Source organism: Demequina flava (assembly GCF_000975035.1).
In the GTDB taxonomy this organism is placed as follows: Bacteria; Actinomycetota; Actinomycetes; order Actinomycetales; family Demequinaceae; genus Demequina; species Demequina flava.
In genome coordinates this window covers 143,705-169,413 of sequence record NZ_BBRA01000002.1, presented here as the reverse complement: position 1 = coordinate 169,413, position 25,709 = coordinate 143,705, and the positions used below count along the sequence as shown (strand labels likewise).

The 25,709-nt window shown below is 63.1% G+C and carries 19 protein-coding genes; 12 read left to right on the top strand and 7 right to left on the bottom strand.

What is annotated here, in order from left to right:
• Positions 1–3: 3 nt before the first annotated feature.
• Positions 4–1,686, bottom strand: a complete 1,683-nt coding sequence (locus AOP74_RS09295; RefSeq protein WP_061962106.1) for an alpha/beta-hydrolase family protein — start codon at positions 1,684–1,686, stop codon at positions 4–6.
• Positions 1,687–1,747: 61 nt separating this feature from the next.
• Positions 1,748–5,188 (bottom strand): proline dehydrogenase family protein, encoded by a 3,441-nt coding sequence (locus tag AOP74_RS09290; RefSeq protein WP_061962105.1) that lies wholly within the window; start codon positions 5,186–5,188, stop codon positions 1,748–1,750.
• Between the two features lie 83 nt (positions 5,189–5,271).
• Between AOP74_RS09290 and AOP74_RS09285 the strand changes: the two genes are divergently transcribed.
• Positions 5,272–6,180: a LysR family transcriptional regulator gene (locus tag AOP74_RS09285; protein ID WP_061962104.1), complete on the top strand. Its 909-nt coding sequence runs from the start codon at positions 5,272–5,274 to the stop codon at positions 6,178–6,180.
• On the opposite strand, the gene AOP74_RS09280 is transcribed toward AOP74_RS09285, so the two are convergent.
• Complete coding sequence (locus AOP74_RS09280) at positions 6,134–6,922, bottom strand: EI24 domain-containing protein (protein ID WP_082096232.1); 789 nt, start codon at positions 6,920–6,922, stop codon at positions 6,134–6,136. The two genes, AOP74_RS09285 and AOP74_RS09280, sit on opposite strands and share 47 nt — an antisense overlap.
• An 81-nt stretch (positions 6,923–7,003) precedes the next feature.
• On the opposite strand from AOP74_RS09280, the gene AOP74_RS09275 reads away from it, so the two are divergent.
• Positions 7,004–8,443, top strand: coding sequence for an amidohydrolase (locus tag AOP74_RS09275; RefSeq protein ID WP_061962102.1), 1,440 nt, complete (start codon positions 7,004–7,006; stop codon positions 8,441–8,443).
• A gap of 86 nt (positions 8,444–8,529) precedes the next feature.
• On the opposite strand, the gene AOP74_RS09270 is transcribed toward AOP74_RS09275, so the two are convergent.
• Together AOP74_RS09270 and AOP74_RS09265 are read right to left on the bottom strand one after the other, a co-directional pair.
• Positions 8,530–10,398, bottom strand: a complete 1,869-nt coding sequence (locus AOP74_RS09270; protein ID WP_061962101.1) for a choice-of-anchor A family protein — start codon at positions 10,396–10,398, stop codon at positions 8,530–8,532.
• A 97-nt stretch (positions 10,399–10,495) separates the two neighbouring features.
• The gene (locus tag AOP74_RS09265; RefSeq protein ID WP_061962589.1) at positions 10,496–10,921 is read right to left on the bottom strand and encodes an OsmC family peroxiredoxin; all 426 of its coding nucleotides are present in this window, start codon (positions 10,919–10,921) and stop codon (positions 10,496–10,498) included.
• Positions 10,922–10,998: 77 nt separating this feature from the next.
• On the opposite strand from AOP74_RS09265, the gene AOP74_RS09260 reads away from it, so the two are divergent.
• Positions 10,999–11,622: an alpha/beta hydrolase gene (locus AOP74_RS09260; RefSeq protein WP_061962100.1), complete on the top strand. Its 624-nt coding sequence runs from the start codon at positions 10,999–11,001 to the stop codon at positions 11,620–11,622.
• Positions 11,623–11,633: 11 nt separating this feature from the next.
• Here the strand turns inward: AOP74_RS09260 and AOP74_RS09255 are convergent, their stop codons facing one another.
• Positions 11,634–12,554, bottom strand: coding sequence for an NUDIX domain-containing protein (locus AOP74_RS09255; RefSeq protein ID WP_061962099.1), 921 nt, complete (start codon positions 12,552–12,554; stop codon positions 11,634–11,636).
• A gap of 678 nt (positions 12,555–13,232) precedes the next feature.
• Here AOP74_RS09255 and AOP74_RS09250 point away from each other — a divergent pair.
• The 5 genes from AOP74_RS09250 to AOP74_RS09230 all read left to right on the top strand — a co-directional run bounded on the left by AOP74_RS09250 (position 13,233) and on the right by AOP74_RS09230 (position 19,145).
• On the top strand, positions 13,233–14,861 hold the full coding sequence (locus AOP74_RS09250) for a M15 family metallopeptidase (protein ID WP_061962098.1): 1,629 nt from the start codon (positions 13,233–13,235) through the stop codon (positions 14,859–14,861).
• An 84-nt stretch (positions 14,862–14,945) separates the two neighbouring features.
• Entirely contained in the window at positions 14,946–16,775 is a 1,830-nt protein-coding gene (locus AOP74_RS09245) for a DEAD/DEAH box helicase (RefSeq protein ID WP_061962097.1), read from the top strand.
• Positions 16,776–16,957: 182 nt separating this feature from the next.
• Positions 16,958–17,656 carry an enoyl-CoA hydratase/isomerase family protein gene (locus tag AOP74_RS09240; protein WP_236683796.1) on the top strand — a complete coding sequence of 233 codons (699 nt, stop codon included), beginning with the start codon at positions 16,958–16,960 and terminating at the stop codon, positions 17,654–17,656.
• Entirely contained in the window at positions 17,653–18,492 is an 840-nt protein-coding gene (locus tag AOP74_RS09235; protein WP_061962095.1) for an SDR family oxidoreductase, read from the top strand. Before AOP74_RS09240 ends, AOP74_RS09235 begins: the two co-directional genes overlap by 4 nt.
• 23 nt (positions 18,493–18,515) lie before the next feature.
• Entirely contained in the window at positions 18,516–19,145 is a 630-nt protein-coding gene (locus AOP74_RS09230) for a GyrI-like domain-containing protein (protein ID WP_061962094.1), read from the top strand.
• A 176-nt stretch (positions 19,146–19,321) separates the two neighbouring features.
• Here the strand turns inward: AOP74_RS09230 and AOP74_RS09225 are convergent, their stop codons facing one another.
• Complete coding sequence (locus AOP74_RS09225; RefSeq protein WP_061962093.1) at positions 19,322–20,359, bottom strand: helix-turn-helix transcriptional regulator; 1,038 nt, start codon at positions 20,357–20,359, stop codon at positions 19,322–19,324.
• 77 nt (positions 20,360–20,436) lie between these two features.
• Here AOP74_RS09225 and AOP74_RS09220 point away from each other — a divergent pair, with 77 nt between their 5' ends.
• From AOP74_RS09220 to pelF, 4 genes are all read left to right on the top strand, one after another.
• On the top strand, positions 20,437–21,090 hold the full coding sequence (locus AOP74_RS09220; protein ID WP_152649261.1) for a hypothetical protein: 654 nt from the start codon (positions 20,437–20,439) through the stop codon (positions 21,088–21,090).
• Positions 21,091–21,153: 63 nt separating this feature from the next.
• Positions 21,154–22,674 (top strand): SDR family NAD(P)-dependent oxidoreductase, encoded by a 1,521-nt coding sequence (locus AOP74_RS09215; protein ID WP_061962091.1) that lies wholly within the window; start codon positions 21,154–21,156, stop codon positions 22,672–22,674.
• A gap of 513 nt (positions 22,675–23,187) precedes the next feature.
• Entirely contained in the window at positions 23,188–24,192 is a 1,005-nt protein-coding gene (galE, locus tag AOP74_RS09210) for a UDP-glucose 4-epimerase GalE (protein WP_061962090.1), read from the top strand.
• Positions 24,189–25,637 (top strand): GT4 family glycosyltransferase PelF, encoded by a 1,449-nt coding sequence (gene pelF, locus AOP74_RS09205; RefSeq protein WP_061962089.1) that lies wholly within the window; start codon positions 24,189–24,191, stop codon positions 25,635–25,637. The genes galE and pelF overlap by 4 nt, the downstream gene beginning before the upstream one ends.
• Positions 25,638–25,709 lie beyond the last annotated feature (72 nt).

Sequence of the window (25,709 nt, the reverse complement as noted above, 5' to 3'; positions counted from 1 at the left end):
GGCTTAGTTAGTGACGAGCGAGTACGTGTCGTAGGTGGCGATGATGGTGCGAATATTCTCGAGGGCCTCGTCCGACAGGTCGGCGTCGCCGCTGACCTGGTGCAGGCCGTCGAGAGCGAGGTTTCCGTACTTGTGCCCGGCGTCCTCGGGCACGTTCTGGCTGAGCACCAGATCGACAACTCCTTGGAATGCCGTAACGCCAAAGATCCAGAACATATCGTCGCTCAACTGGTCAGAGCGCTGGCCGTCCTTCAGCCATTCGGGCTCGCTCCAGATCACGGACGGTCCAATCCAGACGATCGGGTCGTTACCGTGCTGGAGATAGGCGACCTTGGTGTCGTCCCAAGCGACATCGAGCGAGGTCAGTACGCCCCAGTCGTCACCCCAGCGAACGTGCTGGCCTTCGTCCTTCACTGGCAAGGCGTAGGGGCTGCCGGGATCACGTGAGTCCTGAATCTCACTCCACAGTGGCGTGAAGCTAGGCGTGCCTGCGAGAACCGCACCCTGGGTGTTGGCAAGCAATTCGTCTTCGCTGTCAAACGCTGCATTCATGCCGAAGGACCCCAAACTGAGGCCGTAGACCGTCAGCTCTGGGCGGTCAGCTTCCGGAAGCTCACTCCACCATCCGTGCACGGCGTCGAAGAGAGCAGCCGTGCCTTCTTGCGAGACGTCGGGAGTAAGGATGGCCGACACCGGGCTTGGTGTTGCACCGTACTGGAGCGAGACCAACGCCGTGTCTCCCGCGTGGAGATACTCGAATCCGTCGATGGCGGCAGGATCAAGCCACCCAGTGCCGGTCGTGCCTGCCACGAGAAGGTGCTCTCGCGCTGCGGCGCCGGTGCGCTCAAGCTCTGCAACCACCAATTGCGCGCGCTCCTCGAGGGTGGGTGCCGATTCGACGCCCACGTACACGCGAATCGGCTCCTCCGCCTCAATACCGGTGACGGCGCTGATCGTGGCTGCGGTGGGTCCGTCACCCACAATCTTCACTCCGGCTTGCCCAATGGTGTCCCACGACACGAGGCTGTCGGGGCTTCCTGAACGCAGTGTCGAAGTGGGCTGGGCGAACGCCGGGTCGTACTGGCCGTTGCGGTGCCCATACGCCCAGTTGAGAAGCACGGTGAGCACGGACATCGACACCGCAACAATGAGGAGCGTCCCTACGGCAGTCGCGACACCTGCGGTAAGGCTCAGCGCCATGGGCCGTGGTCCTGATTCGCGGCGCAGAGCCTTCGTCATGATGCCGGACACACGTGGGCGCAACGAATTGTGCAATCGCCGAATGCCTCGACCGATCGCGAATCCAAGCCACAGCCCCAAACCGGCACCCACGGCGAGTCCGAGGGCATGTAGCCCGTCCGCGTCAGGGACGCCGACAGCCTCCCGAATCGAGTTCTGCCATGACACGGCGAGCGGAGTGACTGCAGCGAGCACCGCAACGGTCGCCAGTGTGACGATCCACGCCGGTGCGCTGGCATCCCACCGCGGACGGCCGCGCGTGAGGAGCCGGAGGGTGCGCCACAACAGAACTCCCACGCCATACCCCACGGTGAAGGCGAGTCCGGTGACCAGACCTTGACCCCATGCCGGTCGAGGCAACAGCGACGGTGTCACCGACAACACGACAAAGGCCACCGCAAAAATAGATCCCACGACGTCGAGGCGTCGCTCAGCCCACGTGCGCATTCAGATTCCCTCCCAGGTTCTCCGAGCACACACTAGCGGGCCGCCGTGAACCGCCGCGCGTTTAGCGCGTGACGTCGCCCTTGTCGATCAAGTCGGTGCGAATGCGCGCCGCTGGGGGAAATGGCGTTCCGTAGCGGTGAGCTGTCACGGAGACTGCCTGTTCCCTCAGGAACGGGACCATCTCGAGACGCGCCGCACCCGTCACTGGCGTGCTGTACACCGCGATGTCTGCAACACCTCGCAGTCCAGTTGGCACCTCGCCCACAATGCGAATGCGACCGGCGTCACGTGCAACGCTGACGATCTCTTGGTCCTTGAGAACCGATACCTGTGCGTGTGCACCGAGGAGCGTTCGCACGCTGTCCTCGTGTTCGGGCCGCACCACCACGTGGGCACTGTCGAGCGCGCGAATCGAGGCTGCGACCACGCGCACTAGGTCATCCGTGGACACCCCATCCCACAGGATCGGAGTGTGGAATGCGCGGTAGCGGGAGACGTTGAACTCCGAGGCCATGTCTGTGGGATCAAGACCCACGCCAAACCGCGTCTGCCACTCACTTTCGTCTCGCGCCGCCGCAGACCGCACCCAGGGCGAGGCCTTTGACTGGTCCAGAAGGCGTGACACCGATGCATTGGGCGTGACGGCGGGCGAGCCCTCGTCAGGGACCCGTGTCCAGTTCGTGAGTGACGGGACATAGTGAACGCCGCCAGCCTTCACAGTCGGTCCCACGACGGACCGCTTCCATCCACCGAATGGCTGTCGCTGAACAATGGCACCGGTCGTGCTGCGGTTGACGTACAGGTTTCCGGCCTCGACGTGGTCGATCCAGTAGCGGATCTCATCCTCGTCTAGCGAGTGGATGCCCGAGGTCAGGCCGTAGTCGATGTCGTTGACCATCGCGACCGCTTCCTCAAGCGTCGGCGCCGTCATCACGCCAAGGACTGGCCCAAAGCACTCGGTGAGGTGGAACCACGATCCACGGGTCACGGGCGCTTTCACTCCCGGAGTCCACAGCGCCTCGCCCAGGCGCTCAGGCTGAACCCACCAGCTCTCCCCCGGCTCGAGGGTCGTCAGTGCGCGCAGAAGCTTGTCCGTGGGCTCCTTGATGACTGGCCCCATCTGCGTTGTGGGGTCCCAAGGTCGACCAACGCGCAAGGTCGTGACGGCGTCAATGACCTGGGTGCGCAACCGCTCTGACTCAGCGACTGAACCGACAAGCACAACGAGCGAGGCCGCCGAGCACTTCTGGCCCGCGTGCCCAAATGCGGAGTAGACCAGATCAGCAGCCGCCAGATCGAGGTCTGCGTGCGGGGTGATGATCATGGCGTTCTTGCCCGACGTCTCCGCACGCACATCAAGTTCCGGCTGGATCTCCAAGAACTTCTCAGCGGTCTCGAACCCGCCGGTGAGGATCACCTGATCGATGCGCAGGTCGCCAAGCAGGGCATCGCCGTACGTGCGAGACGACATCGGGGCAAACTGCAGCACTTCTGGGTCGAAACCAGCCTCAGCGAGCGCATCGCGCATGACGGACGTCAGTACGGCCGCGCAACGCACCGCTTCCGAAGAGGGCTTCATGAGCACTGCGCTGCCGGCAGCCAACGCAGCGAGCGCCGAGCCCGCCGGGATAGCAACTGGGAAGTTCCACGGCGGGGTCACGAGCGTGAGAGCGCGCGGCACCGGCCGAGATCCAGGAGTGTTGTCGAGTTCCGCAGCGCTGGTTGCGTAGAAGCGTGCAAAGTCGATCGCCTCGGATACTTCGGGGTCCGACTGCTCGATGGTCTTACCGGCCTCTGCCGCTGTTACCTCGACCAATTGGGGACGCGCCGCCTCAAGGGCGTCGGCAATAGCCATCAGTGCCTTTGCGCGGTAAGCACCGGTGGTGCGTCCCCACGACTGCCCAGCGGTGTGGGCGGTTCCAATGACCTGATCCAGGTGCTCATGGGAGCTGATGGTGTGGGCCGCGACGGTGGCTTCACCAATACCGGCGGTTGGCGCCTGCATTACGGCGGCGCGCATCTGTGCCCGCGACTCGGGGATTGCAGGGTCCGTGTCTGCGGCGTTGGCAAATGCACCGAGGTCTTGGGACTGAGCATCTTGTGGCTGGCGCCCACGCAGGCGCGACGGAGACTCGAGCGAGAGGGCGTACGCCTCGCGGAAGGCCTTCTCCTGACGCTGCAAAGCCTCATCCGAACGGCCAAAGCGTGCCGCGTCGGCCACATAGTTGCCAGCCGACGCAACTTCCTCAAGGCGGCGCGCGAGATAAGCCAGCGCGACATCAAAGTCGCGAGGGTCGACGGCCGGTGTGTAGAGCCGGATCGGGCCGGTGTCAGAGGCCACCGCGGCCATCTGTCCCGGAGCCATGCCCAACAGCATCTCGACGTCGACGCCGCGGGATAGGCCGCGCTCCTTTGCGCGGTTCACGGCGAGCGCGATGTCAAACAGGTTGTGGCCGGCAAGACCAACATGAAGAGCGTCAATGGTGTCGGGGTCGAGAGCGGCGTCAACGACGCGCTTGTAGTGAGCGTCCGTCTCCAACTTGGAGTCCCAGGGCGCGTTGCGCCAGCCCCGAATCTCGGCCTGGACCTTCTCCATCGAAAGGTTGGCCCCCTTGACCAAGCGCACCTTTAGCGGTGCCCCGCCGCGGGCAACTCGGTCGACCGCGAACTTCTGGAGCTTCTCCAGCGCGCTGAGCGATTCAGGCAGGTAACCCTGCAACACAATTCCAGCACTGAGGTCGCTCAGGTCGGGCTCGGACATGAGGCGCGTAAAGACCTCGACCGTCATTTCGAGGTCGTGGTACTCCTCCATGTCGAGGTTGATGAACACACCGCCGTGGCGCTTGGCGTCCACGTACAAGGGCCGCAGTGCTTCCACGACATCCGGAATGGTCTCTTCGACGGCCCAGTGCGAGTGCGGGCCAACTGCCGCCGAGACCTTGATCGAGACATAGTCGACGTCGGGGTGAGCGATGAGCGCGGCGGTGCGCTCTACGCGACGGTCCGCCTCAGCCCGACCGAGCACAGCCTCTCCCAGCAGGTTCAGGTTCACCTCTGCCCCGCCACTGCGCAGACTGCGCAATTGCTTCGACAACTGGCGGTCACGGGCGTCAACGACGAGGTGCCCAACGATGCCTCGAACGATGCGCTGCCCAAACGCAGCCGTCATTCCAGGCGCAATCCGAGCCGCCACGCCACCCAAACGCACGCTTGCGCGGACTGGCCATGCCACGTCCTTGGGAACCTCGCTGGCGGCCGTGCGCAGTGCTTGCGCCGCCACCTTTGGGTCTTCGGGACGGAACATTCCGTCCATGAGTGCGGTCAGGAACGACAATCCGCCGGGTGCTGCCAACATGTCGTTCATCAGGGTGCTGCCTAGGTGTCCGCGAACTCCCGCTGCCTGCTTGTTCCACTCACGTGCGAGGGCGACAGCGGCGTCGGCCTCACCGTGAGGTGAAGTGGTGTGCGGCGCAGTGGAGGGGGACTGTGCGTCGATGCTCATCACATCAGTGTGAACTCAAGGTGTACGTCAGCACCAGCGATGCTTTGTGTTGCTTTTCATACAGCAATGCTTAACATTGGGGCATGCTTGATTCCCAACTACTCCGCACGCTTGTGGAGTTCGCCGAGCGGGGCACAGTGGCAGCGACGGCACAGGCTCTGGGCTACACGCCGTCCGCGGTCTCTCAACAACTGACCTCACTAGCTCGCCAAGCACGTGTGCCCCTGGTGCGACGTGTAGGGCGCAACCTGGTGCTGACTCCGGCAGGCACCGCCTTGGCGCAATCGTCGACTGATGTGCTCGACGCATTGGAACGCGCAGAAGCCGCGGTTTCGGCCAACTCTCCGGAACTGCGCGGCGAGGTTCACCTCGCGATCTTTCAATCAGCGGCGCTAGCCTTATTGCCGGCCACCCTCGATGCACTTCGCGACCGCGCCCCGCTCTTGCGACTGCGCATGACTCAGGTGGAGCCGGAATCCGCCCTACGCGATACATGGGCGCGCGACTACGACATCGTTGTTGCCGAGGAGTACCCGCACCACCGCGCGCCGCTCTATAAGGGCCTCACGCAAGAAACCCTTGTCAGAGACACGATCAGGCTCTGCGTCAGCCCCGAAGCACAGCGTCACAAGGATGTCGCGGGTCTCGCCGATTGCGTGAATCTTCCTTGGGTGATGGAGCCCCAAGGCACGGCGACACGCCACTATGGCGAACAGGCTTGCCGCGCCGCGGGTTTTGAGCCCGACGTGCGGTTCGAAACTTCCGACCTACAAGCGCACCTCGCTCTCGTCGAGTCCGGACACGCGGTCGCGTTCCTACCGTCCCTGTTTCTGGAGCGAGCATCCGCCGCTGTGACTGCGATGACCCATGCACCTGACCAGCGCCGCACCGTCTTTGCCGCAATGCGCGAGTCCTCCGCCGGAGAACCAGGAATCGCCGTCGTCCTTAATGCCCTTCGGGACGCTGCAGCGCCGCTTGATGCAGTTGACTGACTACTTTGGTCGCGGCGACCATCCCCACGGGTAGCACGACGAGGGCCGCACCTGGAATCAGCATCAGCAGATAGGCCGCAGTGCCCATCCCCCACGCACGCGCCCGGTCTGTTGCCAGCAAGGCTCTGCGCTGCCGCAAGGTGACGGCTCCGCGCCGGGCGCTCGGATACGCGGTCAACTCGAGTCCCACAAGCCAGCCACCTATCGCGGCGCTCAGGCAGAAACCAATGACAGCCCCGACAACCGGCACAAATCCCACCCCGAAGCTGACTGCCGCGGTCGGCAGTGAGATCGCAAGGAGCCTCAGCGCGTCCCCCACACCCCTTGCCGTGGTGACCCACCAGCGTTCCTCAGCCGCAGCATCGGCTGGATTAAGGTCATCGACGTCCGCGCTGATGCGCTCGTAGAACGGTTGTCCAATAATTAACGCGATCGAGACGAAGAGCTTAATGGCGATCAACCCGGTTGCGACAACGAGCCCTATGGCCACGGCCCATTGGAGAAGGGTGTGCCACCATCCGCTGGCCGAGAGTTGATCCGCGCTCCACTCCCCCACCTTCGGAGAGGCGATTGCAATGCTCACGACGGCAGTCACCAGGAGGAACCCGGCGATCACTGCTGGCAGCACGCCCCAGGCCATCGTGCGACCGTGGGTCCGCCATGCTTTTGTAGCAACCAGCACATCTTGCACGCCAGTGAAAAACCCGCCGACGTAACGAGCGGGTGGCGGACTCTTCGGCATGCCTGGATCCTATCGACGTGCACGCGGATATCATGGCCGCTGGCACAACCTCGCCCTTGAGACACCGGAGATCCGCGCCGCATGACGACCTATTCACTTCGCAACGTTCGCATCGTCGGCACTGACGAGCCAACGACGCTCCACATTCACGAAGGCGTGCTCGTCGAGTCGCTTCCCAAGACGGCCGACTACGACGTCGATCTCGAGGGCCGGTGGGCGATGCCGGGCTTGTGGGACCAGCATGTGCACTTCACGCAGTGGGCAATCGTCCGCCGGCGACTCGATGTGTCCGGCGCGACCTCCGCGGTAGGTGTCGCTCAGATTGTCGCCGCACGACTTGTAGCCGAGTACGACCACGAAGAGCCACTTATTGGTTACGGCTACCGCGATGCGTTGTGGGATGACGAGGCGACGGCCGCGGTGCTGGATGACGTGGCTCCGACGCGTCCTGTGATCCTGCTTTCCGGCGACATGCACGCGTGTTGGGTCAACACAGCCGCTCGGGACCGCTTTTCGCTGTCAACAGGTGGCGTGGTCCGCGAGGACGAAGCGTTCGCCCTCCAGATGCGACTTGACCGTGAGGCGCCCGGTGACGAGGACGTCGCGTTCTCCTCCGCGGCAGCTGCTGCGGCATCACGCGGAATCGTAGGCATTGTCGATCTTGAAATGGCGCAGAATCTGGACGGTTGGGCGTACCGCATGTCCCGCGGGCTCCAGGCCTTCCGGGTGCGCTCGGGCTTCTATCCCGGCGAGTTCGACGCCCGAGTTTCAGCGGGGCTTCGCACCGGGGCGGCCATCGAGGGCACCAACGGTCTGCTGACGGTCGGGCCGCTCAAGATCATCACGGATGGCTCACTCAATACCCGTACTGCGTACTGCCACGATCCGTACCCCGGGACAACCCATGTTGGTGACCTCACGGTTTCCCCCGACGACACGATCGCACTCTTGAACCGCGCAGTAGAGACAGGGTTCGCTGTGGCGGTCCACGCCATCGGAGATGCGGCCGTGACGCACGCTCTCGATGCGTTTGCCTCCTCTGGAGCACGCGGCAGCATCGAACATGCTCAACTTGTGCGGCCCGATGACCTGGCGCGGTTCGCGCACATGGGAATCACTGCGTCAGTACAACCCGAACACCTGTGGGACGACCGCGACGCCACAGCAAAGCTCTGGCCGGACCGCGCAGATCGCTGCTTCCCCTTCGCGTCACTGGCCAACGCAGGCGCGGTGATCGCGCTGGGATCAGATGCACCCGTGGCACCTCTCGACCCGTGGCGGGCTATCTGCGCAGCCGTCCACCGCAGCGCGGACGAGCGCGAGCCTTGGAACGCGGCTGAATCGCTCACACGCGAACAGGCAATCGCGGCAAGCGTCGATGGCCGGCGCCTCCACGTCGGAGCCACTGCTGACTTGGTCGTACTCGACGAGAACCCGCTGATGTGCGACATTGACACGCTTCGTGAGATGCCTGTCGCGGCAACAGCCGTTGGGGGCTCGTTCACCCACTGGAACATCTAGGCATCTCGACCCGCAATCCGGGGAAAACACCGAGAGGGGCCCTCAACCACTGTGGTTGAGGGCCCCTCTCGGTTCACACCGGCTTCTTAGCTCCGGCGACGAGCGATCAGGAGTGCGACTCCAGCGCCGAACAGCAGCACAGCAAATCCGACGGTAATTGCGGTCTGCTCGCTATCAGCACCAGTCGCAGGCAACTCGCCGCCATTCGTGTGCGAAGGGCTAGGCGACGGCGACGTCGGCATTGAAGTCGATGGTGATGGCGAGGGCGACGGTGTCACCGAGGTCGAAGGCGACGGCGATGGGCTCGGGCTTGGCGGCGCCGGGGGTACGTCCGCAGTGTTCACAACCGTGATCGACGTGGTCGTGTCTTCTCCGACCGTAAACGTGACCGAATCCGTCGTCGTGCCGTTTGGTCCCACAAAGCTCGGGGTTCCCCAATTGACGTCGTCGGTGTCGGCGGGCTGCACTTCCGTCAGCGTTACCTCGGTCCCAGCGGGGAACTCGTCCGAAACGACCACCGTGGCGTCAGCCGGAACGGTGAGCGTGCCGCTACCTGCGTCGGGACTGGTCGTGTAGTTCACGGTGAACTCTGCGTCGCTAGGAACCTCCGTCGTCGCGCTGCCCGTGATCTCCTTGACCACCGAGAAGTCCCCAATGGGGATCGAGTCGGTCAAACAAGCCAGACCGGCGGTGAATGGATAGTTGTGGAATTCGAGTCCCGTGAGGTCGTTCACGGGGCCGCCCTGCAGGAGGTTGCCCGGCGTGTACAACCGGCCATTCGTGTTGGTCGTCGCCATATTCGTGTCCGACGCCGCGTTTCCGATCAGCCACGAGCCTGGATACTGTGCGGAGCCCTCAATGACGATGTCCTGCGCATATGGAATGTTCCACAGGATGCGTTGTGTCGTGTTAATGAAGAAGTCCGATGCTGAACCGCCCACGGTGTTGAAGGAGTTGACCGTGATGTCGATGGAGTCGGTGGCTTCGAAGTTGATGAGAATTGCTGCGTCGTCAGGGATCCCCTCGAACTCCATCTCTAGCACATCAAGGTCGATGGACGATCCTGCAAAATTGAAGGTTTGGATGTCGGACGTTCCGTCGCCGGAGAGAATCAACTCGGTCCCCGACGGAGTGATTGTTCCCTGGTGCACGGTCCGGGTCCCCCCGGTGTACTCAGCCAGCGACACAGGCTCCGTTGCCAGTTCCGAGTAACACATCTGTGAGTACACGGTCATGAGGCCGGGCGTCTGCCCATCGCCTACGAGCTCTCGGTACTGATCCAACTGGACATTCGTCGCACCAGAATCGAGAAGCTCGTTCCACTCGTTCGGCTCCGGGACCGATGTATCCGACGCCTCATCAATATTCCCCAGTGTGCCCCAGGTGTTGGGCGTAGGCGCAGCATTATTGAAGTTTGTGCTGCCTCCGACACCAATATTTCCGTAGCGGTAACCCCCGTTGAAGTCTCCAACCGTGACGTTCTCGCTATCTGCGACCGTTGCATCCCCTCCGACCAGGAACATATCGGCGGAGTTCTCGGGCGTCACACGGGAACCGACTCCGGCCACACCGATCGAGTAACCCGACGTTTCGGTTGGGAAAGTCGCGGAGCCGAACACAACGAGCAAGCCCTCGGACTCCGCCGCACCAGCCCCTGTAGCGAAATCGCCGCCGACAATGACGTTGGCGGCGTTGTCAACGCCTTGGTAACCCACGCCCGTCTGTGGCTCGCCCCAGACGTTGTCAGCGCAATCTGTCGCGGGGTCGACACCAGGCTCACACACGCCCCAGTTGCCGCCTGCGGGGTTGCCGCCGGGGATGATGCCATCGACGGCGGGAAGTGGGTAACCAGGGGGCAGGTCCGCACTCGCGCTGGTCGCCAGCAAGGTACCGGCCATGCCAGCGATCGCGAGAACGGATAGTCCACGTACAACGGTGGTCTTCTGGAAACGCATGGGTACTGCTCCTCAGCTTCGTCAACAGCCCCCTAGCCGACTAGCGGTAGGAAGTTGAGAAGCATAGTACAACGTGCTTTATCAACTCCGGTAACGGCTAAGCGAGGGTTGCGGACGTCAATGTGATGGTGACTCCGGCAAGCGCCTGCGAAATGGGGCAGCCTTCCTTGGCGGCATTGGCGATGCGCTGAAACTCGTCGTCCGAGATACCAGGAACCTTGGCCGTGACGCTCAAACGACTCTCCTTGACACCCTCTCCGGGGACAAAGTCGACCTCGACGGCGACATCGACCTCTTCGGGAGGAGTGTCGTTTCCGCCGAGCTCATGTGACAGGGCCATCGCATAGCAAGAGGCGTGGGCAGCGGCGAGAAGTTCTTCGGGTGTCGTGGTGTCCGCGCTCCCTTCGGAACGGGCCTTCCAGTCAACAGAAACGGTCGCGACCTTTGACCCTAGAGCCGTTGTTCCCGAGCCATCGGCGAGTCCGCCGCGCCAAAGTGTGGTGGCCTTGCTGGTTGCAGTCATGGTCATCCTTCCGTCATGGGGCACGGCACGGTTCCGTGCCGAAGTGTCCAGTCAAGCATGGCGGGCATACTGGCGCCATGGAGATTCCCGCATGTGTCGCGTCCCAGAACTTTGCCACCGCCGCCGCGGATGCACCCGTCATGGTTTTGCTGCACGGCTATGGTTCCCACGAGCACGACCTACCTGGAATTGCTGCGTGGTTGCCGCGCCACTTGCCGTGGGTGTCGGTGCGGGCGCCATTGGCAATGGGCGGCGGAGCGGCGGCGTGGTTTCCGCTGACGCTCCCCGATGAGCCCTCGCAGACACCGGTCGATGAGGCCACGGAGGCTCTGTGGTCCTTCCTCGATCAGGAACTGGGTGACCGCACGGTTATTCCCGTGGGGTTTTCACAAGGCGGGCTCATGGCAACTCAACTACTGCGTACCCGCCCACAACAAGTAGCGGCGACGGTCGTGTTGGCCGGGTTTATCACCGAAGAAGGAGAAAGGGCCGATGCTGGCTTGAGTAGCCTTGCGCCTTCCGTGTTCTGGGGTCGAGGCGAGAGCGACGGCGTCATCTGGGACGCGGCGGTTGAGCGCACCGAGCGATGGCTCACCTCACACACATCCCTCACGTCCCGCGTTTACGCAGGCCTCGGGCACAGCGTGAGCGAACAAGAACTTCTCGACGTCGGGGAGTTTCTTCGCTCAGCGCTCAGATAGCTGTTCAACAGCTAACTGAGCTGGTCCTGAATCCACCTCACTGAGCGCGCCACACCGTCCGCGGCGTGCACACGCGTCTGAAGCTCCCGGTCGGAGGTGACAACGAGGGGTTCCTCTCCCTGAGCCCGCAGCGCCGTGACCAGCTCAACCACGGCATCGTCCCCTTCCCCCGGAGCCTCCACGATGTTGACTTCCGCGTGCCCGCGGACGCCGCGAGCCTTGCCCTCGGTGACCACAGAGATGGGCGGAAACCACGTTGACCCCGGGAAGTTGAGAGACTCAGCCGCAAGGCCACGAACCGACAGGTGTGCAAGTGAGTCGACAAGGCGTTGCGTGGCTCCTTGGCGGTCCTTCCACCACCCGTCCAGCGTCGAGCCCACCACATTTGCCGCGTCGATCACGATGTGGGGCCTGCGGTTCATGGCCTCAAAAAGCCCATGGGTCCCGGCCTCGAGCGCGGGGTGTAGTGGTCGCCGTCCCGTGGCGCGATCAAGTGAGAGCTCTTCGACCGAAACCCACTCCAAGGCGATGCTCTCCGCATCCCCGATCGCGGGTTCAAAGGGAGTGGTGACGTCAGCGATGACGGTCGTATAGCTCCACACACCCATATCCGCGACCCACGTGAGCCGCGGACGAATCGCGCTGAGCGGGACGCCGGCTTCCTCATGCGCTTCACGCAGGGCACCGGTCAGAGCCGTCTCACCCTGGTGGAGCGCGCCGCCAGGAATTCCCCACGTGCCGCCGTGGTGACTCCACGTCGCACGGTGTTGAAGCAGCACTCCCCTGGTGGGATCGACTGCCACAAGCCCCGCAGCGCCAAAGCGCCCCCAGTACTTGGTGCCATCGGCGGCCACCACCCAAGCGTCGCCCGGATCGCGTGTACCACCAAGGGCGGGAGGAATAGCCGAGCGCGGATCGTGAGGGACCGACATGCCGTCAACCCTCCCACAACCCACGCGCAGCCTGAGTAGTGCGCTAAGACTCAAGCGCCAAATACGGCGCGTCCTATCACGTAGTTCTGCTCCGATTCCTGACGCATCACCTGCGAAGGGATCGGCGCTGTAAGGCGAGTCAGTGGGGGTGGCCGCCTCGTTCGCGGCGAGATGACGCGCAAACAGGGTGCCGATGGCGCCATCAGCCTTCCAATGTGGGTAGACCCGTGACGGACTCCTTAGCCGCATACGCGATCGTGTGTTGAGACGATCCACAGAGATTCAGCATGGCGCCCTCCACTGTGCCTGCGACATTCTGGGCGGTCGTGGCGCTGGACCCGGTGTACTCGTGAAGCATGTGGAACACAACCCAATTTGTGCAGTTTCCAGGAGCGCTATCAGCCTTCGGTGGTGGTCTCCGGCGCGTTGAGGTGTCGTTCATATCGCGGAGGGGGTAGCCGTCTCTGAAGGCTTGGGAACTGCTGCTTGGGCACGCTCGTTAGACACCTGTCAATGTCCACGGACCCAAGTCCTACGTGTTGTTACCAAAACGTAATGTAAGATGGTCCGGCCCTTCGGCACCGAGGCTGAGAATCGCTGCGCAATGCGCTGACGCGACCACGCCATCGTCCCCGGGGGTGTGGAACCGCACCACCTTCCCCCACCCCCTCCCCCCATATGAACTTCTCCTTTGATCGTTTCCGTCCCCATTTCGTCCTCACAGTCGTGCTCGCCGCCTTCGGCACCGGCATGGTCGGCGCCCAGAGCGCCTTCGCGATCGACAAACACATCGCGGTATCCCAGGCACGCGCAGCAGCGGCCGAACTGACCGAGCGCCACGAGGAGCTCGAAGAGTCCCTTGCACGGGCCGATGCCGTGGCTGCGGAGGCCGCCGAGGTCGCGGACGACGAACCTGTCGCCGACGCCGCGCAAGACGTTGACGCCGCGACGGCCAAGGCCGCCGACGCCGCAGCATCGACCCCCGTGGCAACTGATGACGCTCAGCCCGTGGCAGATAAGCGCGTGTTGGCCGTCGAGGCCGTGACGCCCACCGACGAGCCCACTGCGACGAGCGCCACTCCTGAACCCACCCCAACTGCGGAGCCTGCAGAGACTCCCGGCACGGACATCACCACGACTCCTGAACCCGCAGGCGAGGCCGCCCCCGTATCGCCGAGCCTGACCCCTGTGTCCGAGGCACCGGCGGCCGCGACAACTGACCCAGATGAGGTTAAGGCTCGGGTGGATGTCGCGAAGGTTCTCGAGGGTGAAGTCGAAGACCCCGAGGAAGCCCGCGCCGCAAAAGTCCAGATCGATGCAGCGATCGCTGACATTGAAGCGGCGGCCCAAGAAGTAAACGAGTCGGTCGACCAGCTCGAGGAGACCTCGAAGACTGCCGCGCACGAGCGCAACCTTGCTCAGGCCGAGGACCTCCCCAGCCAGATGGAGGACCTCAACGCTCAGATCGAAGACGTCTTGCCGGAACTGCGCGAGTCCGTTGAGGATCCGGAACTGGTCGACGCAGCACTCGACGCGCACGCCGCGCTCGAAGAAGCCGTCGAGGATGACTTCGCTGCGGAGGACGCAGACGCGGTCGCCAACTACATTGGCGCCACGACCGAGGCCCGGGACACGTTCGACGCATCCGTGGAGGCAGTGAAGAGCTCCCACCAGGCGTGGGTCGACGCAGAGAACGAGCGCATCGACGAGGAGAACGAGGAAGCTCTCTCCGGGTACGAGGCAACGTATGACGACGCCATCGTCGAGTGGCAGGCAGCGAACCGCACCGCCGTCGCGTTACACCAGAATGGTTGGAGCGGACAGCCAACAGGAGTGTCGGGGTCCAACGGCAACATCTCCTCGGCGAGTTTGTGCGAGATCGACTTCGCTCCCGGACACGTATTGCAGTGCGACGCAGCCGCGTCACTGGAGCGGGCCGATGCTGACTACTACGCCCAGACCGGGCGCCACTTGGAGATGACGGACAGCTACCGCACCTATTCCTCTCAGGTCGCCACCCGCGCTTCGAAGGGCTACATGGCAGCGATTCCCGGTACCTCAAACCACGGGTGGGGCATGGCAGTCGACTTTGATTACGATGCCGCCCAGTGGATGGCTGCCAACGGCGCCGACTACGGATGGGTGCACCCCGCTTGGGCACGCTCAGGCGGATCCAAGCCCGAGTGGTGGCATCTTGAGTACGTCGCGACCTCTGTGGGAACGTTCAGCGCACCCGCCAAGCCCGACGTCGAAGAGTCCGCAGTGAACCTCTTCGAAACCGACGATGAGGCGGGCGATGATGACTAGCGGGCCCCAGCATCGGCCGGATGAAGTGGGACCAACCTGCGCGGCGGCAAGCCGAAGTACGCGACAGGTGGGACGATAGTAGGTGTGAGTACAACAGAATCCGCCACCGCCACCCCCGATGAGACCCAGACGTTTGCCGACCTGGGGTTGTCCGAGACCATCCTCAAGGCGGTGCGCGCGATGGGCTACGAGAAGCCCTCCGCCATCCAAGCCGAGACGATCCCCCTACTGCTCGAGGGCAATGACGTCATCGGAATGGCACAGACAGGCACCGGTAAGACGGCCGCGTTCGCGTTACCGATCCTCGACCGCTTGACCCCAGGGCGCAAGAAGCCGCGCGCCCTGGTTCTGGCTCCAACGCGCGAACTCGCGCTGCAGGTCTGTGAAGCCTTCGAGCAATATGCGGGTCACCGCACCGGCGTCCACATCCTGCCCGTCTACGGCGGACAGGGATATGGCGTCCAGCTCAGTGCATTACGCCGCGGCGTCGACATTGTGGTGGGCACCCCTGGTCGCATCATGGACCACCTCGACAAGGGCACGCTCGACCTGTCTGAACTGGACTACCTGGTTCTCGATGAGGCTGACGAGATGCTCAAGATGGGCTTCGCGGAGGACGTCGAGACGATTCTCGCGTCAACTCCCGACAGCAAGCAGGTTGCGCTCTTCTCCGCAACCATGCCCACGCAGATCCGTCGCCTGTCGCAGAAGTACCTGAACAACCCGAAAGAAATCACTGTCAAGCGCTCGACCGCGACGTCGTCGACGATCACTCAGCGCTACCTGGTATCGGCGTACCAGCAGAAGCTCGACGCTTTGACCCGCATTCTTGAGGTCGAGAACTTCGCGGCGATGATTGTCTTCACTCGCACTAAGAACGAGACGGAAACGGTCGCCGAGAAGCTCCGCGCACGTGGCTACGCGGCCGCTGCCATCAGTGGCGATGTGGCACAGCCCCAGCGCGAGCGCATCATCGCTCAACTGCGCGATGGCAAGCTCGACATCGTGGTCGCGACGGACGTTGCCGCTCGCGGACTCGACGTCGAACGCATCAGCCACGTCATCAACTACGACCTCCCGATCGACAACGAGTCGTACGTGCACCGCGTCGGCCGTACCGGCCGTGCAGGCCGCACCGGCGACGCCATTAGCTTTGTGACGCCTCGCGAACGCGGCCGCCTCAAGTCGATCGAGCGTGCCACGAAGCAGCCGCTGACGCCGATGTCCCTTCCGAGCGCCGACGACGTCAACGCGACCCGCCTGTCACGCTTCGACGACTCGATCACCGCCGCACTCGACAAGCGCGAACGCGTTGACCGCTTCCGCGACATCATCAACCACTACGTCGAGCACCACGATGTGCCCGAGGTGGATGTGGCAGCCGCGCTCGCGATCGTCGCACAGGGTGACACTCCCCTGCTCTTGGACCCCAACGAGCACGTGAAGCCCGCAGGATTCTCCGAGCGCAAGGAACGCGGCGACCGTCCCGACCGCGGAGACCGCGGTGATCGTGGCCCGCGTCGCAATAGTTCTTCAGGCAACTTCGTCGCATACAGGATCGCTGTGGGTCGCCGTCACAAGGTCGAGCCCCGACAGATTGTCGGCGCGCTCGCGAACGAGGGCGGTTTGGACCGTGGCGACTTTGGTCGCATCACGATCAAGCCGGACTTCTCCTTGGTGGAGTTGCCCGCGGACTTGCCCGGCGACGTCCTCGGCCGGCTGTCCCGCACACGCATCTCTGGTGTCCTGATCGACATCGAGAAGGACCGCGGTCCAGGCGGGCCCCGTCAGGGCGGCGGTCGCAGCCGCGACGGCGATTCTCGCGGATACGGCGGCGGCAAGCGGGACGAGAAGAAGCAGACCTTCACCGGCAACGAGCGCCACGAGCGCAAGCCCCGCCACCGCAAGGGCTAACACCGCAAGCGCCGTTCGCGAGATTCGGATAAGTACCCGGTACTACCCGTCGCGAACGGCGTTCAGCGTGTCAGCATGGGGGCACGGATCATTGTCGACCCCCTGGAGTACTCATGCGCCCCTATCTCGTTGCGACCCATCACGGTGGAATCGCTCACCTACGGCTCTCTAGGCCGGAGCGCTTGAACGCAATTGACTTCGAGGGCGGGCGCGCCTATCGCGATGCGGTTCTCGCTGCCGTGGAAGCGGACGACGTCCGCGCCATCGTCCTCAGCGCGGAAGGCCCTGCCTTCTGTGCGGGCGGCGATGTGCTTGCGATGGCTGGCTTAGGCGCATCGAGCTCCGACGTGACACAAGCCGCACACGTCATTCATGAAGGCATCCAATCGTTGGTCTCGTGCGCGAAACCCGTGGTCGCTGCGGTCCACGGCGCCGTCGCGGGTGGCGGAATCGGCCTCATGCTCGCGGCCGACTACATCGTGGCAGCGCCAAGCCTTCGCGTGGCCGGCAAGTACGCAGACATCGGTCTCACTCCGGACTTGGGGGTCAGCACGCTCCTCACGCGGGCTGTGGGTGAGCGTAGGGCACTAGAAATGCTCCTGACCTCCCGCGACCTTGATGCTTCCACCGCGCAGGACTGGGGACTCATCAACGAGATAGTGGACGATCCCGACGCCCGGGCCGCTCAGATCGCACAACAGTGGTCCACGGGAGCCAGCGCCGCCCTGGGGCACGCTGCTCGCCTGGTGCGCGCCTCAGCCGACCGCAGTTTTGGTGAGTCTTTGCGCGATGAAGCCCACAGCATCGGCCAGGCCTACGGAACGCCCGAGGCCCAGGCACGAATCGCCGCCTTCGCCGCCAAGCAGGGACAGCGCTCATGACTGATGCAACGCTTAACGGCAAGACCATCGTGATGTCCGGCGGAAGTCGCGGCATCGGGCTCGCGATTGCCTTGCGCGCCGCGCGCGATGGAGCCAACATCGTGCTCTTGGCCAAGACGGATCAGCCGCATCCCAAGTTAGAGGGCACGGTCCATACAGCGGCCGATGCTGTCGTCGCGGCCGGTGGACAGCCTGTGGCGGTCGTGGGTGACGTTCGCAACGACGACGACATTGCGCGGGCGGTGTCCGAGGCGGTGTCGACCTTTGGCGGCATTGACATCGTGGTCAACAACGCCAGCGTGATCGACCTCAGCGGCAGCGGCGAGGTCGCCGCGAAGAAGTACGACCTGATGCAGGACGTCAATGTTCGGGGCACATTCATGCTTTCGAGGGCTGCACTCCCCCACCTTCTCAAGGCCGAGAATCCGCACATCCTGTCGTTGGCGCCCCCGCTCAACACCACCGCCCGCTGGCTGGGCGCTCACACCGCTTACTCGATGGCGAAGTTTGGCATGAGCATGGCGACGCTGGGGCTCGCAGCCGAGTTCGCAGACCAGGGCGTGGCCGCAAACACCCTGTGGCCACGCACCACGATCGCTACCGCCGCCGTCAAGAACGTCATTGGCGGCGACCGGCTCATGCGCGTGAGCCGCACGCCGGACATTTACGCTGACGCGGCGCACGTCGTCTTGACGAGCCCTGCGAAGGAGCTGACGGGCGAGTCGCTGATCGTGGAAGATGTGTTGGAGTCCGTGGGAGTAGACGACTTTTCTCGCTACGCCGCCGTCCCCGGCACGCCCGACGACGCGATTTTCCCCGACATCTTCCTTGATTAGAAACCACAGTTGAAGGGTCCCGTGTGAGCGCCAAGATCGACTTCAAAAAGTCCCTAGACGCCTATGCGGCACGCAAGGGACAGTTCCGCTTGCTGGACGTGCCAGAGATGCAATACCTCATGGTCGAGGGCAAAGGAGAACCAGGCACCTCCAGTTCCTATCGCGAGGCTCTCGCGGCGCTCTATCCCGTGGCTTACACCCTCAAGTTCATGAGCAAGGTCGATCTTGGTCGTGACTACGTTGTGCCGCCGCTGGAGGGGTTGTGGTGGGCAGACGACATGACGGTCTTTACGAGCCGGCGCGACAAGTCACAGTGGCTGTGGAACCTCATGATCATGACACCCGACTGGATCGGGCCGGAGATGACGGCCAGTGCTGTCGGGACAGTCAGAGCAAAGTCGGCTCCAGTAGGGCTCGACCGGGTCCGATTGGAAACGCTCGACGAAGGAACATGTGTCCAAACCCTGCACGTGGGCCCGTTCGACGAGGAAGGGCCTGTGCTCGCGCAACTGCACGACGAGTTCATTCCGTCCCAGGGGCTCGCGCTGACAGGCCGCCACCACGAGATCTACTTGAGTGACATCCGTAAGGCGGCACCCGAGAAGTGGCGGACCATTCTGCGACAACCCGTGCGCGCAGCATCCGCCCGCTGACGCGAATCACGGCGGGTGCGCTAGATCGTAGCGCCGCCGGTGACGGCGCAGTCGATCTTGGGTGCAGAGCTGCCCTGGGCCTTGGGTACCCGATGGCGATCGTGATGATGGTCGCGCTCACAGTGGGATTGCTCGGGGTCCTTTAGCGCGACAAGTCGATATGACGAGTGGCCACTTCAAGGACCATTGCCGCCACCTGTCAGGCCATGCAGGTAAAGCACCGCTTCCGCACGGCTCGTGATCCCCAAGGCCCGGAAGATGCTCTCGAGGTGCTTCTTTACCGTCGCTTCGGACATTCCGAGTTCCCGTCCCAGCGCGCGGTTGGAGCCGCCCGAGCGAGCAAGGGCAATCACCACATCGGCCTGCCGGCGTGTCAGTCCCTCGTCCACCAATGCTTGGGCGTCCGCCGCAGCATCCTGGTGTCTGCGAAGAAGCACCACGGTGGGACCTAGCCTCACGGGATGCACAATGCACTGCCACCGTTGAGTCCCCATCATGACCTCGTGGCGAGACTCTGATTGACCTGCTGCGGCGGGCTTGGCCACGAGCGCAAGAATCGAGTTCGGAACGCGCGTCCCTACCTGGAGTACTTCAGACGACGACGCTTCTACCCAGCCGTCGGAACGCACAGACGCCACGGCCCACGCATACCGATCCATCTCCGCGTCCACCAGCACCGCACGTTCCGTATCCAGCGAGGTGCGGTGATGCATCGCGAGATGTCCACTGAGTGCGTTCATGATCGCCACGTCGCGGTCACTGAACTCCCCCATCTCTTGACTTCGGTTGAGTGCGTAGCCGACTACGACGTCGGGTGGAGAAGGCAACTCGATGACGAGTTGATACCTGATGTTGAACGGCTCGTAAAAGTAACGAAAGAGGTCGGACGATGGGAACTCAGCGCCGTGCTCGACGTCGCTAAAGCGAATGGCGCCAAGCCCCCGAGTGGAGGTTGCTGCGGCAATCAATGGATGTTGGTGAAAGTACTTGTCGTATTCCGGCTTGAGCCGAGTGGCAAGCGAGACCGCAACTTCGGGCACCAACACGTATCGAAAATCACGGGTAGCGATCACCATGTCATTGAAGGAAGCGCTGTCACAAGAAATGACTCCGCGTAGACACTCGAGGACGTCAGCAAACCCAAGTGCTGGATACTCGGTGAGCTTGCTCGCGACGCCGAGCACCATCTGCGCGTCAGCATCGATTACGTCCATACTCCGTCACAGTACCCGCGCACATACGTCGAACGACGTATGGCGGAACGGACGCCTCAGCGCGCACGATAGATGGCATGAAAACTGCGCGCTTGTCCCCGCACTCTGGTTCCTTCAGGTGGGCACGCCAACTGAGGGTCAGCGCAATCGCCGCGGTGGCGGTTGCGCTGGTGGCTGCGTGCTCCACCTCGGAGGGGACCGATCCAACGAGTGCGGAGGCAGAACCTTCGGGGGCATCGGGGTCTGCGACCGTAGCCGAGTCCCCCTCCCCCGTCCAAGACCTCGACGATGCTGACAATGAGGACACAGCAGAATCGGTTTCTTATGTATCGGAAGATGTCGGCACCGCCAGCCTTCATGTTGATGGAGTCGAGTTCTCTGACTTCCTTGGGGACTGTGAAATTAGCCGTAACAACGGTGCGGAGGACGTGGGCGACTTGAACGAGGGCGACATCGTCACGGTGATCGCAATCGACAACGTGGCTGCCCACGAGGACATTGCGATGAACTACGTTGCCATCAATAAAGAGGAGTTCACGTTCCGTGACCTCATGGGAGCTGCAGGAGTAGATGACCCCACCGCCGACGGCGTGATCACGACGTTGACCGAGTTGGGTCCGCGCACCGCCGACGGTAGTCGCGACATCGTGGAAGTCCGCTTCGCTGGAATCCTTGAAGACGGCACTACCGTGGACGCAGATATCGTCTGCGAACTGCAAAACGCGTTCTAGTCCGCGGCACCCAGTCACGGCATCAGCTGTCCGGCTGGACGTGACTTGAGTAGAATCTTCCGGGTGCCTACCCCCACCACCTCGCCCGGTGACACTCCTGCCATCGATCCCGCTCAACTTGCCACCACGCTCGAGGTGTTGCGGATTGTCAGCGAGATGGATCAGTCCAGCCCCGACTTCGTGACTGTCCGTAACGCCACCGCGAAGATGATCAAGGCCGCCAAGCGTGCACACAAGAGTCAACGACGCGCTGCGATTTTTGCTGCTGACTCCGCGGTGGTGGCGGCAACCGCCACCGGTGCGCCCGACCGTATCGACGACGAAACGCGCGGCCTCACCTTGACCGCACGTGCTGAGGCTCCCGTGGCAGGCACATACACGAAGGCTCGCCCCTGCTACATCTGCAAAGAGAAGTACACGACGGTCGATGCCTTCTACCACCAGCTGTGCCCGGCCTGTGCGGAATTGAACCACCAGAAGCGGCATGCGCGCACAGACCTGCGAGGTCGTCGTGCACTGCTCACCGGAGGGCGCGCAAAGATCGGCATGCACATCGCGTTGCGATTGCTGCGTGACGGTGCGGACCTGACGATTACCACGCGCTTCCCACGCGACGCGGTACGTCGATTTGCCGCCATGGACGATGCCAGTGACTGGCTTCACCGCTTGACCGTGGTGGGGATCGACCTGCGTGATCCCTCGCAGGTGGTGGCGCTGGCAGACTCCGTTGCGGCAGTGGGACCGCTCGACATCCTCATCAACAATGCCGCCCAAACGGTACGGCGCTCCCCTGGTGCCTATGCGCCATTGGCCGATGCAGAATCGGCTCCCTTGGAACAGGGCCTGTGGGAGGAGGGGCGAGGGCCACAACTCCTGACCCTGGGCCGCACGGTCGACGAGCACCCACAGTCGTTGGAGTCCTCGATTGCCGTTCACCCGTTGCTGGCGTCGGCTCACGCGGCGGAAACCGCGTCCTCGCAGGCGCAGCAATTGACGGATCTAGCCCTTGCCCCGGGATCGAGTTCGTTGGACAAGCTCGCAGACGGCTCCGCCATTGACGCGGGCGGTCTCGTTCCCGATCTGCACGACACGAACTCATGGGTGCAAAGCGTGGGCCAGGTCGATGCTCGGGAGCTTCTCGAGGTGCAGCTATGCAATTCGACTGCACCATTCATCCTTGTCAATCGCTTACGCGCCAGCATGGCCATGGCCGCCGCCGTACAACCCGAGCGCAGGAGCCACGTCGTGAATGTCTCTGCCATGGAAGGGGTCTTCGAACGCGGCTACAAGGGTCCAGGACACCCGCACACCAATATGGCGAAGGCTGCGGTCAACATGCTCACCCGCACCAGCGCTCGTGAGATGTTTGAGACGGATCAGATTCTCATGACGAGCGTCGACACCGGCTGGATCACTGATGAGCGGCCGCACCCCACCAAGGTTCGCCTAGCGACCGAAGGCTTCCATGCGCCACTAGACCTCGTGGACGGGGCGGCGCGGGTCTACGACCCCATCGTGCGCGGAGAAGCCGGCGAAGTTTTGTTCGGCCTCTTCCTCAAGGACTACGAACGTTCGCGCTGGTAGTTGCCTGCGCATGTAGGCCATTGCTTGAAGAGCAATTGCTCTAACGCTGCCGTCGACTCTCTACCCTCGGGCACACTGCCGGACCTACGTTGCCGCCACGCGATGCCTAGATCCGCGGAGATGTGAATGAGCGAGTGGCAAGTAGCACCACCGCCAAAGCCGAATGCTGAGGCCATTCTGCTCATTGTCAGAAGCACGGAAAGCGTGCACACCGACATTAATTGTCCTGGTATTCCGTCGTCAGAGGGCCTCCACCAGCACGCACTTGGGGTTTACCCTAGACTCAAATGTGAGATTCATCACACTTCGGCGTGTCGACGAGGGCGGCGGTCCAACCGAGACCGCGCAGCTTGAGGAGGTAGCGGCGTGCACCACAACATTGTGTTCCACTCTCCGCGCACTCCCGACGGCGATGGTTTCTCACTGAATGTCCCGCCACCGGACGGGCATCAACGGCGACGATGCCGGGCGCGCACCTAGGCAGGTCGCGCCTTAACGCCTGAGGGGGCGTCAATGACTTGGCTCTTAACAGGAGGCGCTGGCTACATTGGTAGCCACGTCACCGAAGCGATGCAGGATGCAGGTGTGCCCGTAGTTGTCTTGGATGATCTCTCGACCGGTCGCGCCAGCCGCTTGCGTCCGACAGTGCCGCTCGTGAAGGGTTCGGTCCTTGACACGGCGACAGTGCGCACTGTAATCAGAGATCATGATGTGACCGGGGTTATCCATCTGGCCGGCAAGAAGTCGGTTCCCGAATCGATGACGAGCCCCTTGCACTATTACAGGGAGAATGTCACGGGAGCGTTGGCACTGCTTGAGGCCATGCGCGCGGAAGACGTGAACCAGTTGGTGTTCTCTTCTAGCGCCGCTGTTTACGGAACCTCGGACGCGGATTACGTGACGGAGGACTCGCCAACACTGCCCGACAGCCCGTACGGGCGCTCCAAACTCGTAAGCGAATCGATGATTCGTGACGCGGCGGCAGCGTATGGATTGGATTCTCTGAGCTTGCGCTATTTCAACGTTGTCGGGTGCGCCGATCCTGCGCTGGTGGAAATCAACGGCACCAACTTGTTCCCGTTGGTGTTTGACGCTCTCCAACGAGGGGACCACCCCGTCGTCTTTGGCGCGGACTACCCCACTAGGGACGGCAGTTGCGTCCGAGACTATATTCACGTCGAGGACCTGGCCGATGCTCACGTGGCAGCGGTGCGTGCGGTGTCTGTGGGAGCTTCACAGAAGGCGGTGAACGTCGGGTGCGGCGCGGGCCACACTGTGTTCGAAGTTCTTCGGGAAATTGGCGTCATGACTGGCCTCGACACCACGCCGGAGATTCTTCCGCGACGCCCTGGGGACCCCGCCAGCATGGTCGCCGCAACCGCTCTTGCCGAGCGCGTGCTCGGGTGGAAAGCACAAAGGGACCTGTCACAGATGGTCGCCAGCGCCTGGCACGCCGTGACCGCCACTAGCCAAGGCAAGCCCGAAATGACGTCCGTTCCAAGCATCGGCACATCATGAGAATCGCGTTGCTCGCCGAGGGGTCATATCCGTTTGTGACCGGCGGGGTCAGCACGTGGTGCGACCAGTTGATCCATGGCCTCAACGAGCACGAGTTCGAAGTCGTGGCGGTAACCGGATCCGCTCGGGAGCGTCTCGCGCTCTCTCTGCCTCCCAACGTGTCCTCGCTCACCGTCGTCCCGTTGTGGGACCACGCCCCAGGCCCGCGCCGCAAGAGCTCCACACCGTCGGATGTGAGTTTCCTCGCCAGGTACAGCCAGCTACTGGAAACAGCGTTGAACCCGGCGGCGCCCCAGGAGGATTTCACCACCGCACTCCGTAGCGTCTTCACCTACGCGCAACACTACGACCTGACCGCGGCGCTCAATTCCGACGCGGCGATCGAAGCGTTGCCGGTCATCTGGCGCCAATTCGATCCCGAGCAACCCATGAGTATGTTCGATGCGGTGCAAGCCACGGAACTCATCGAGCATTTTCTACGCCCACTGTCAGCCCGTGTGATCAAGGCAGATCTGTGTCACTCCGTGTCCAACGGACTCCCTGCTCTGCTAGCTCTCGCCGCAAAATGGACACACGGGACACCGCTGGTGATGTCTGAACACGGCGTTTACCTGCGCGAGCGCTACCTGGCACTGCGCGAAATCGAATACCGGTGGCCGGTGAAGTCGGTCATACTGGCGATGTTTCGTCGGCTTTGCGCGACGGGCTATGCCGCCGCGGACGCGATCGCGCCTGTCAACACCTACAACCAGCGCTGGGAGACCCGGCACGGTGCCAGCCCAGATGTGATCGCTACGGCGTTCAACGGCATCCAAGCCACGGACTACCCGCCTGCGGGTCCCGAGCCGACCATTCCCACCATCGGCTGGGTGGGACGAATTGACCCACTGAAAAACCTCGAGACTCTTATCGAGGCCTTCGCACTCATTCGGCACCAGGTTCCGAACGCCGTGTTACGCCTATTCGGGCCCACTCCTGCGGGGAACGAAGGGTACGAGGAAAGGTTGCGAGTGATGTGTGGCCAGCACGGCATCACCGATGCGGTTTCATTCGAAGGACCAATCCGTCCCGTCAACCGGGCGTATAGCGAATCAACAGTTGTGGCGCTTTCGAGTATCTCCGAGGGACTTCCATACACCGTCATGGAAGCCATGATGTGCGGCCGCGCGACAGTGTCCACGGATGTCGGAGGCATACCCGAACTGGTCGGGCATGCAGGACGACTTGTCCCACCACACGCACCGCAGAAGTTCGCACAGGAATGCATCGACCTACTCGAAGACCACAACGCCCGCCAACGACTGGCAGCACACGCCCGAGAGCGGGCGCTCGACATGTTCCAACTCAGTCAGATGCTCGGGACATTCCGTGAATTGTATAGAGACACCACAGCTCCAGTTCCGGTCACCATGGAGACGGCGCACCATCTCGTGACACAGCGATGAGCGCCCCTACGGCCTTAGATTCGGGAGCCCTCGTCACGTCGTTGGCTTGGAGCGCCCCTGCTGACGAAGCCG

What these genes read in the sequence shown, in the direction of transcription:
- AOP74_RS09295 (WP_061962106.1), bottom strand. Translation starts at nt 1,686, where the DNA reads ATGCGCACGTGGGCTGAGCGACGCCTCGACGTCGTGGGATCTATTTTT.
- AOP74_RS09290 (WP_061962105.1), bottom strand. Translation starts at nt 5,188, where the DNA reads ATGAGCATCGACGCACAGTCCCCCTCCACTGCGCCGCACACCACTTCA.
- AOP74_RS09285 (WP_061962104.1), top strand. Translation starts at nt 5,272, where the DNA reads ATGCTTGATTCCCAACTACTCCGCACGCTTGTGGAGTTCGCCGAGCGG.
- AOP74_RS09280 (WP_082096232.1), bottom strand. Translation starts at nt 6,922, where the DNA reads ATGCCGAAGAGTCCGCCACCCGCTCGTTACGTCGGCGGGTTTTTCACT.
- AOP74_RS09275 (WP_061962102.1), top strand. Translation starts at nt 7,004, where the DNA reads ATGACGACCTATTCACTTCGCAACGTTCGCATCGTCGGCACTGACGAG.
- AOP74_RS09270 (WP_061962101.1), bottom strand. Translation starts at nt 10,398, where the DNA reads ATGCGTTTCCAGAAGACCACCGTTGTACGTGGACTATCCGTTCTCGCG.
- AOP74_RS09265 (WP_061962589.1), bottom strand. Translation starts at nt 10,921, where the DNA reads ATGACTGCAACCAGCAAGGCCACCACACTTTGGCGCGGCGGACTCGCC.
- AOP74_RS09260 (WP_061962100.1), top strand. Translation starts at nt 10,999, where the DNA reads ATGGAGATTCCCGCATGTGTCGCGTCCCAGAACTTTGCCACCGCCGCC.
- AOP74_RS09255 (WP_061962099.1), bottom strand. Translation starts at nt 12,554, where the DNA reads ATGTCGGTCCCTCACGATCCGCGCTCGGCTATTCCTCCCGCCCTTGGT.
- AOP74_RS09250 (WP_061962098.1), top strand. Translation starts at nt 13,233, where the DNA reads ATGAACTTCTCCTTTGATCGTTTCCGTCCCCATTTCGTCCTCACAGTC.
- AOP74_RS09235 (WP_061962095.1), top strand. Translation starts at nt 17,653, where the DNA reads ATGACTGATGCAACGCTTAACGGCAAGACCATCGTGATGTCCGGCGGA.
- AOP74_RS09225 (WP_061962093.1), bottom strand. Translation starts at nt 20,359, where the DNA reads ATGGACGTAATCGATGCTGACGCGCAGATGGTGCTCGGCGTCGCGAGC.
- AOP74_RS09220 (WP_152649261.1), top strand. Translation starts at nt 20,437, where the DNA reads ATGAAAACTGCGCGCTTGTCCCCGCACTCTGGTTCCTTCAGGTGGGCA.
- galE (WP_061962090.1), top strand. Translation starts at nt 23,188, where the DNA reads ATGACTTGGCTCTTAACAGGAGGCGCTGGCTACATTGGTAGCCACGTC.
- pelF (WP_061962089.1), top strand. Translation starts at nt 24,189, where the DNA reads ATGAGAATCGCGTTGCTCGCCGAGGGGTCATATCCGTTTGTGACCGGC.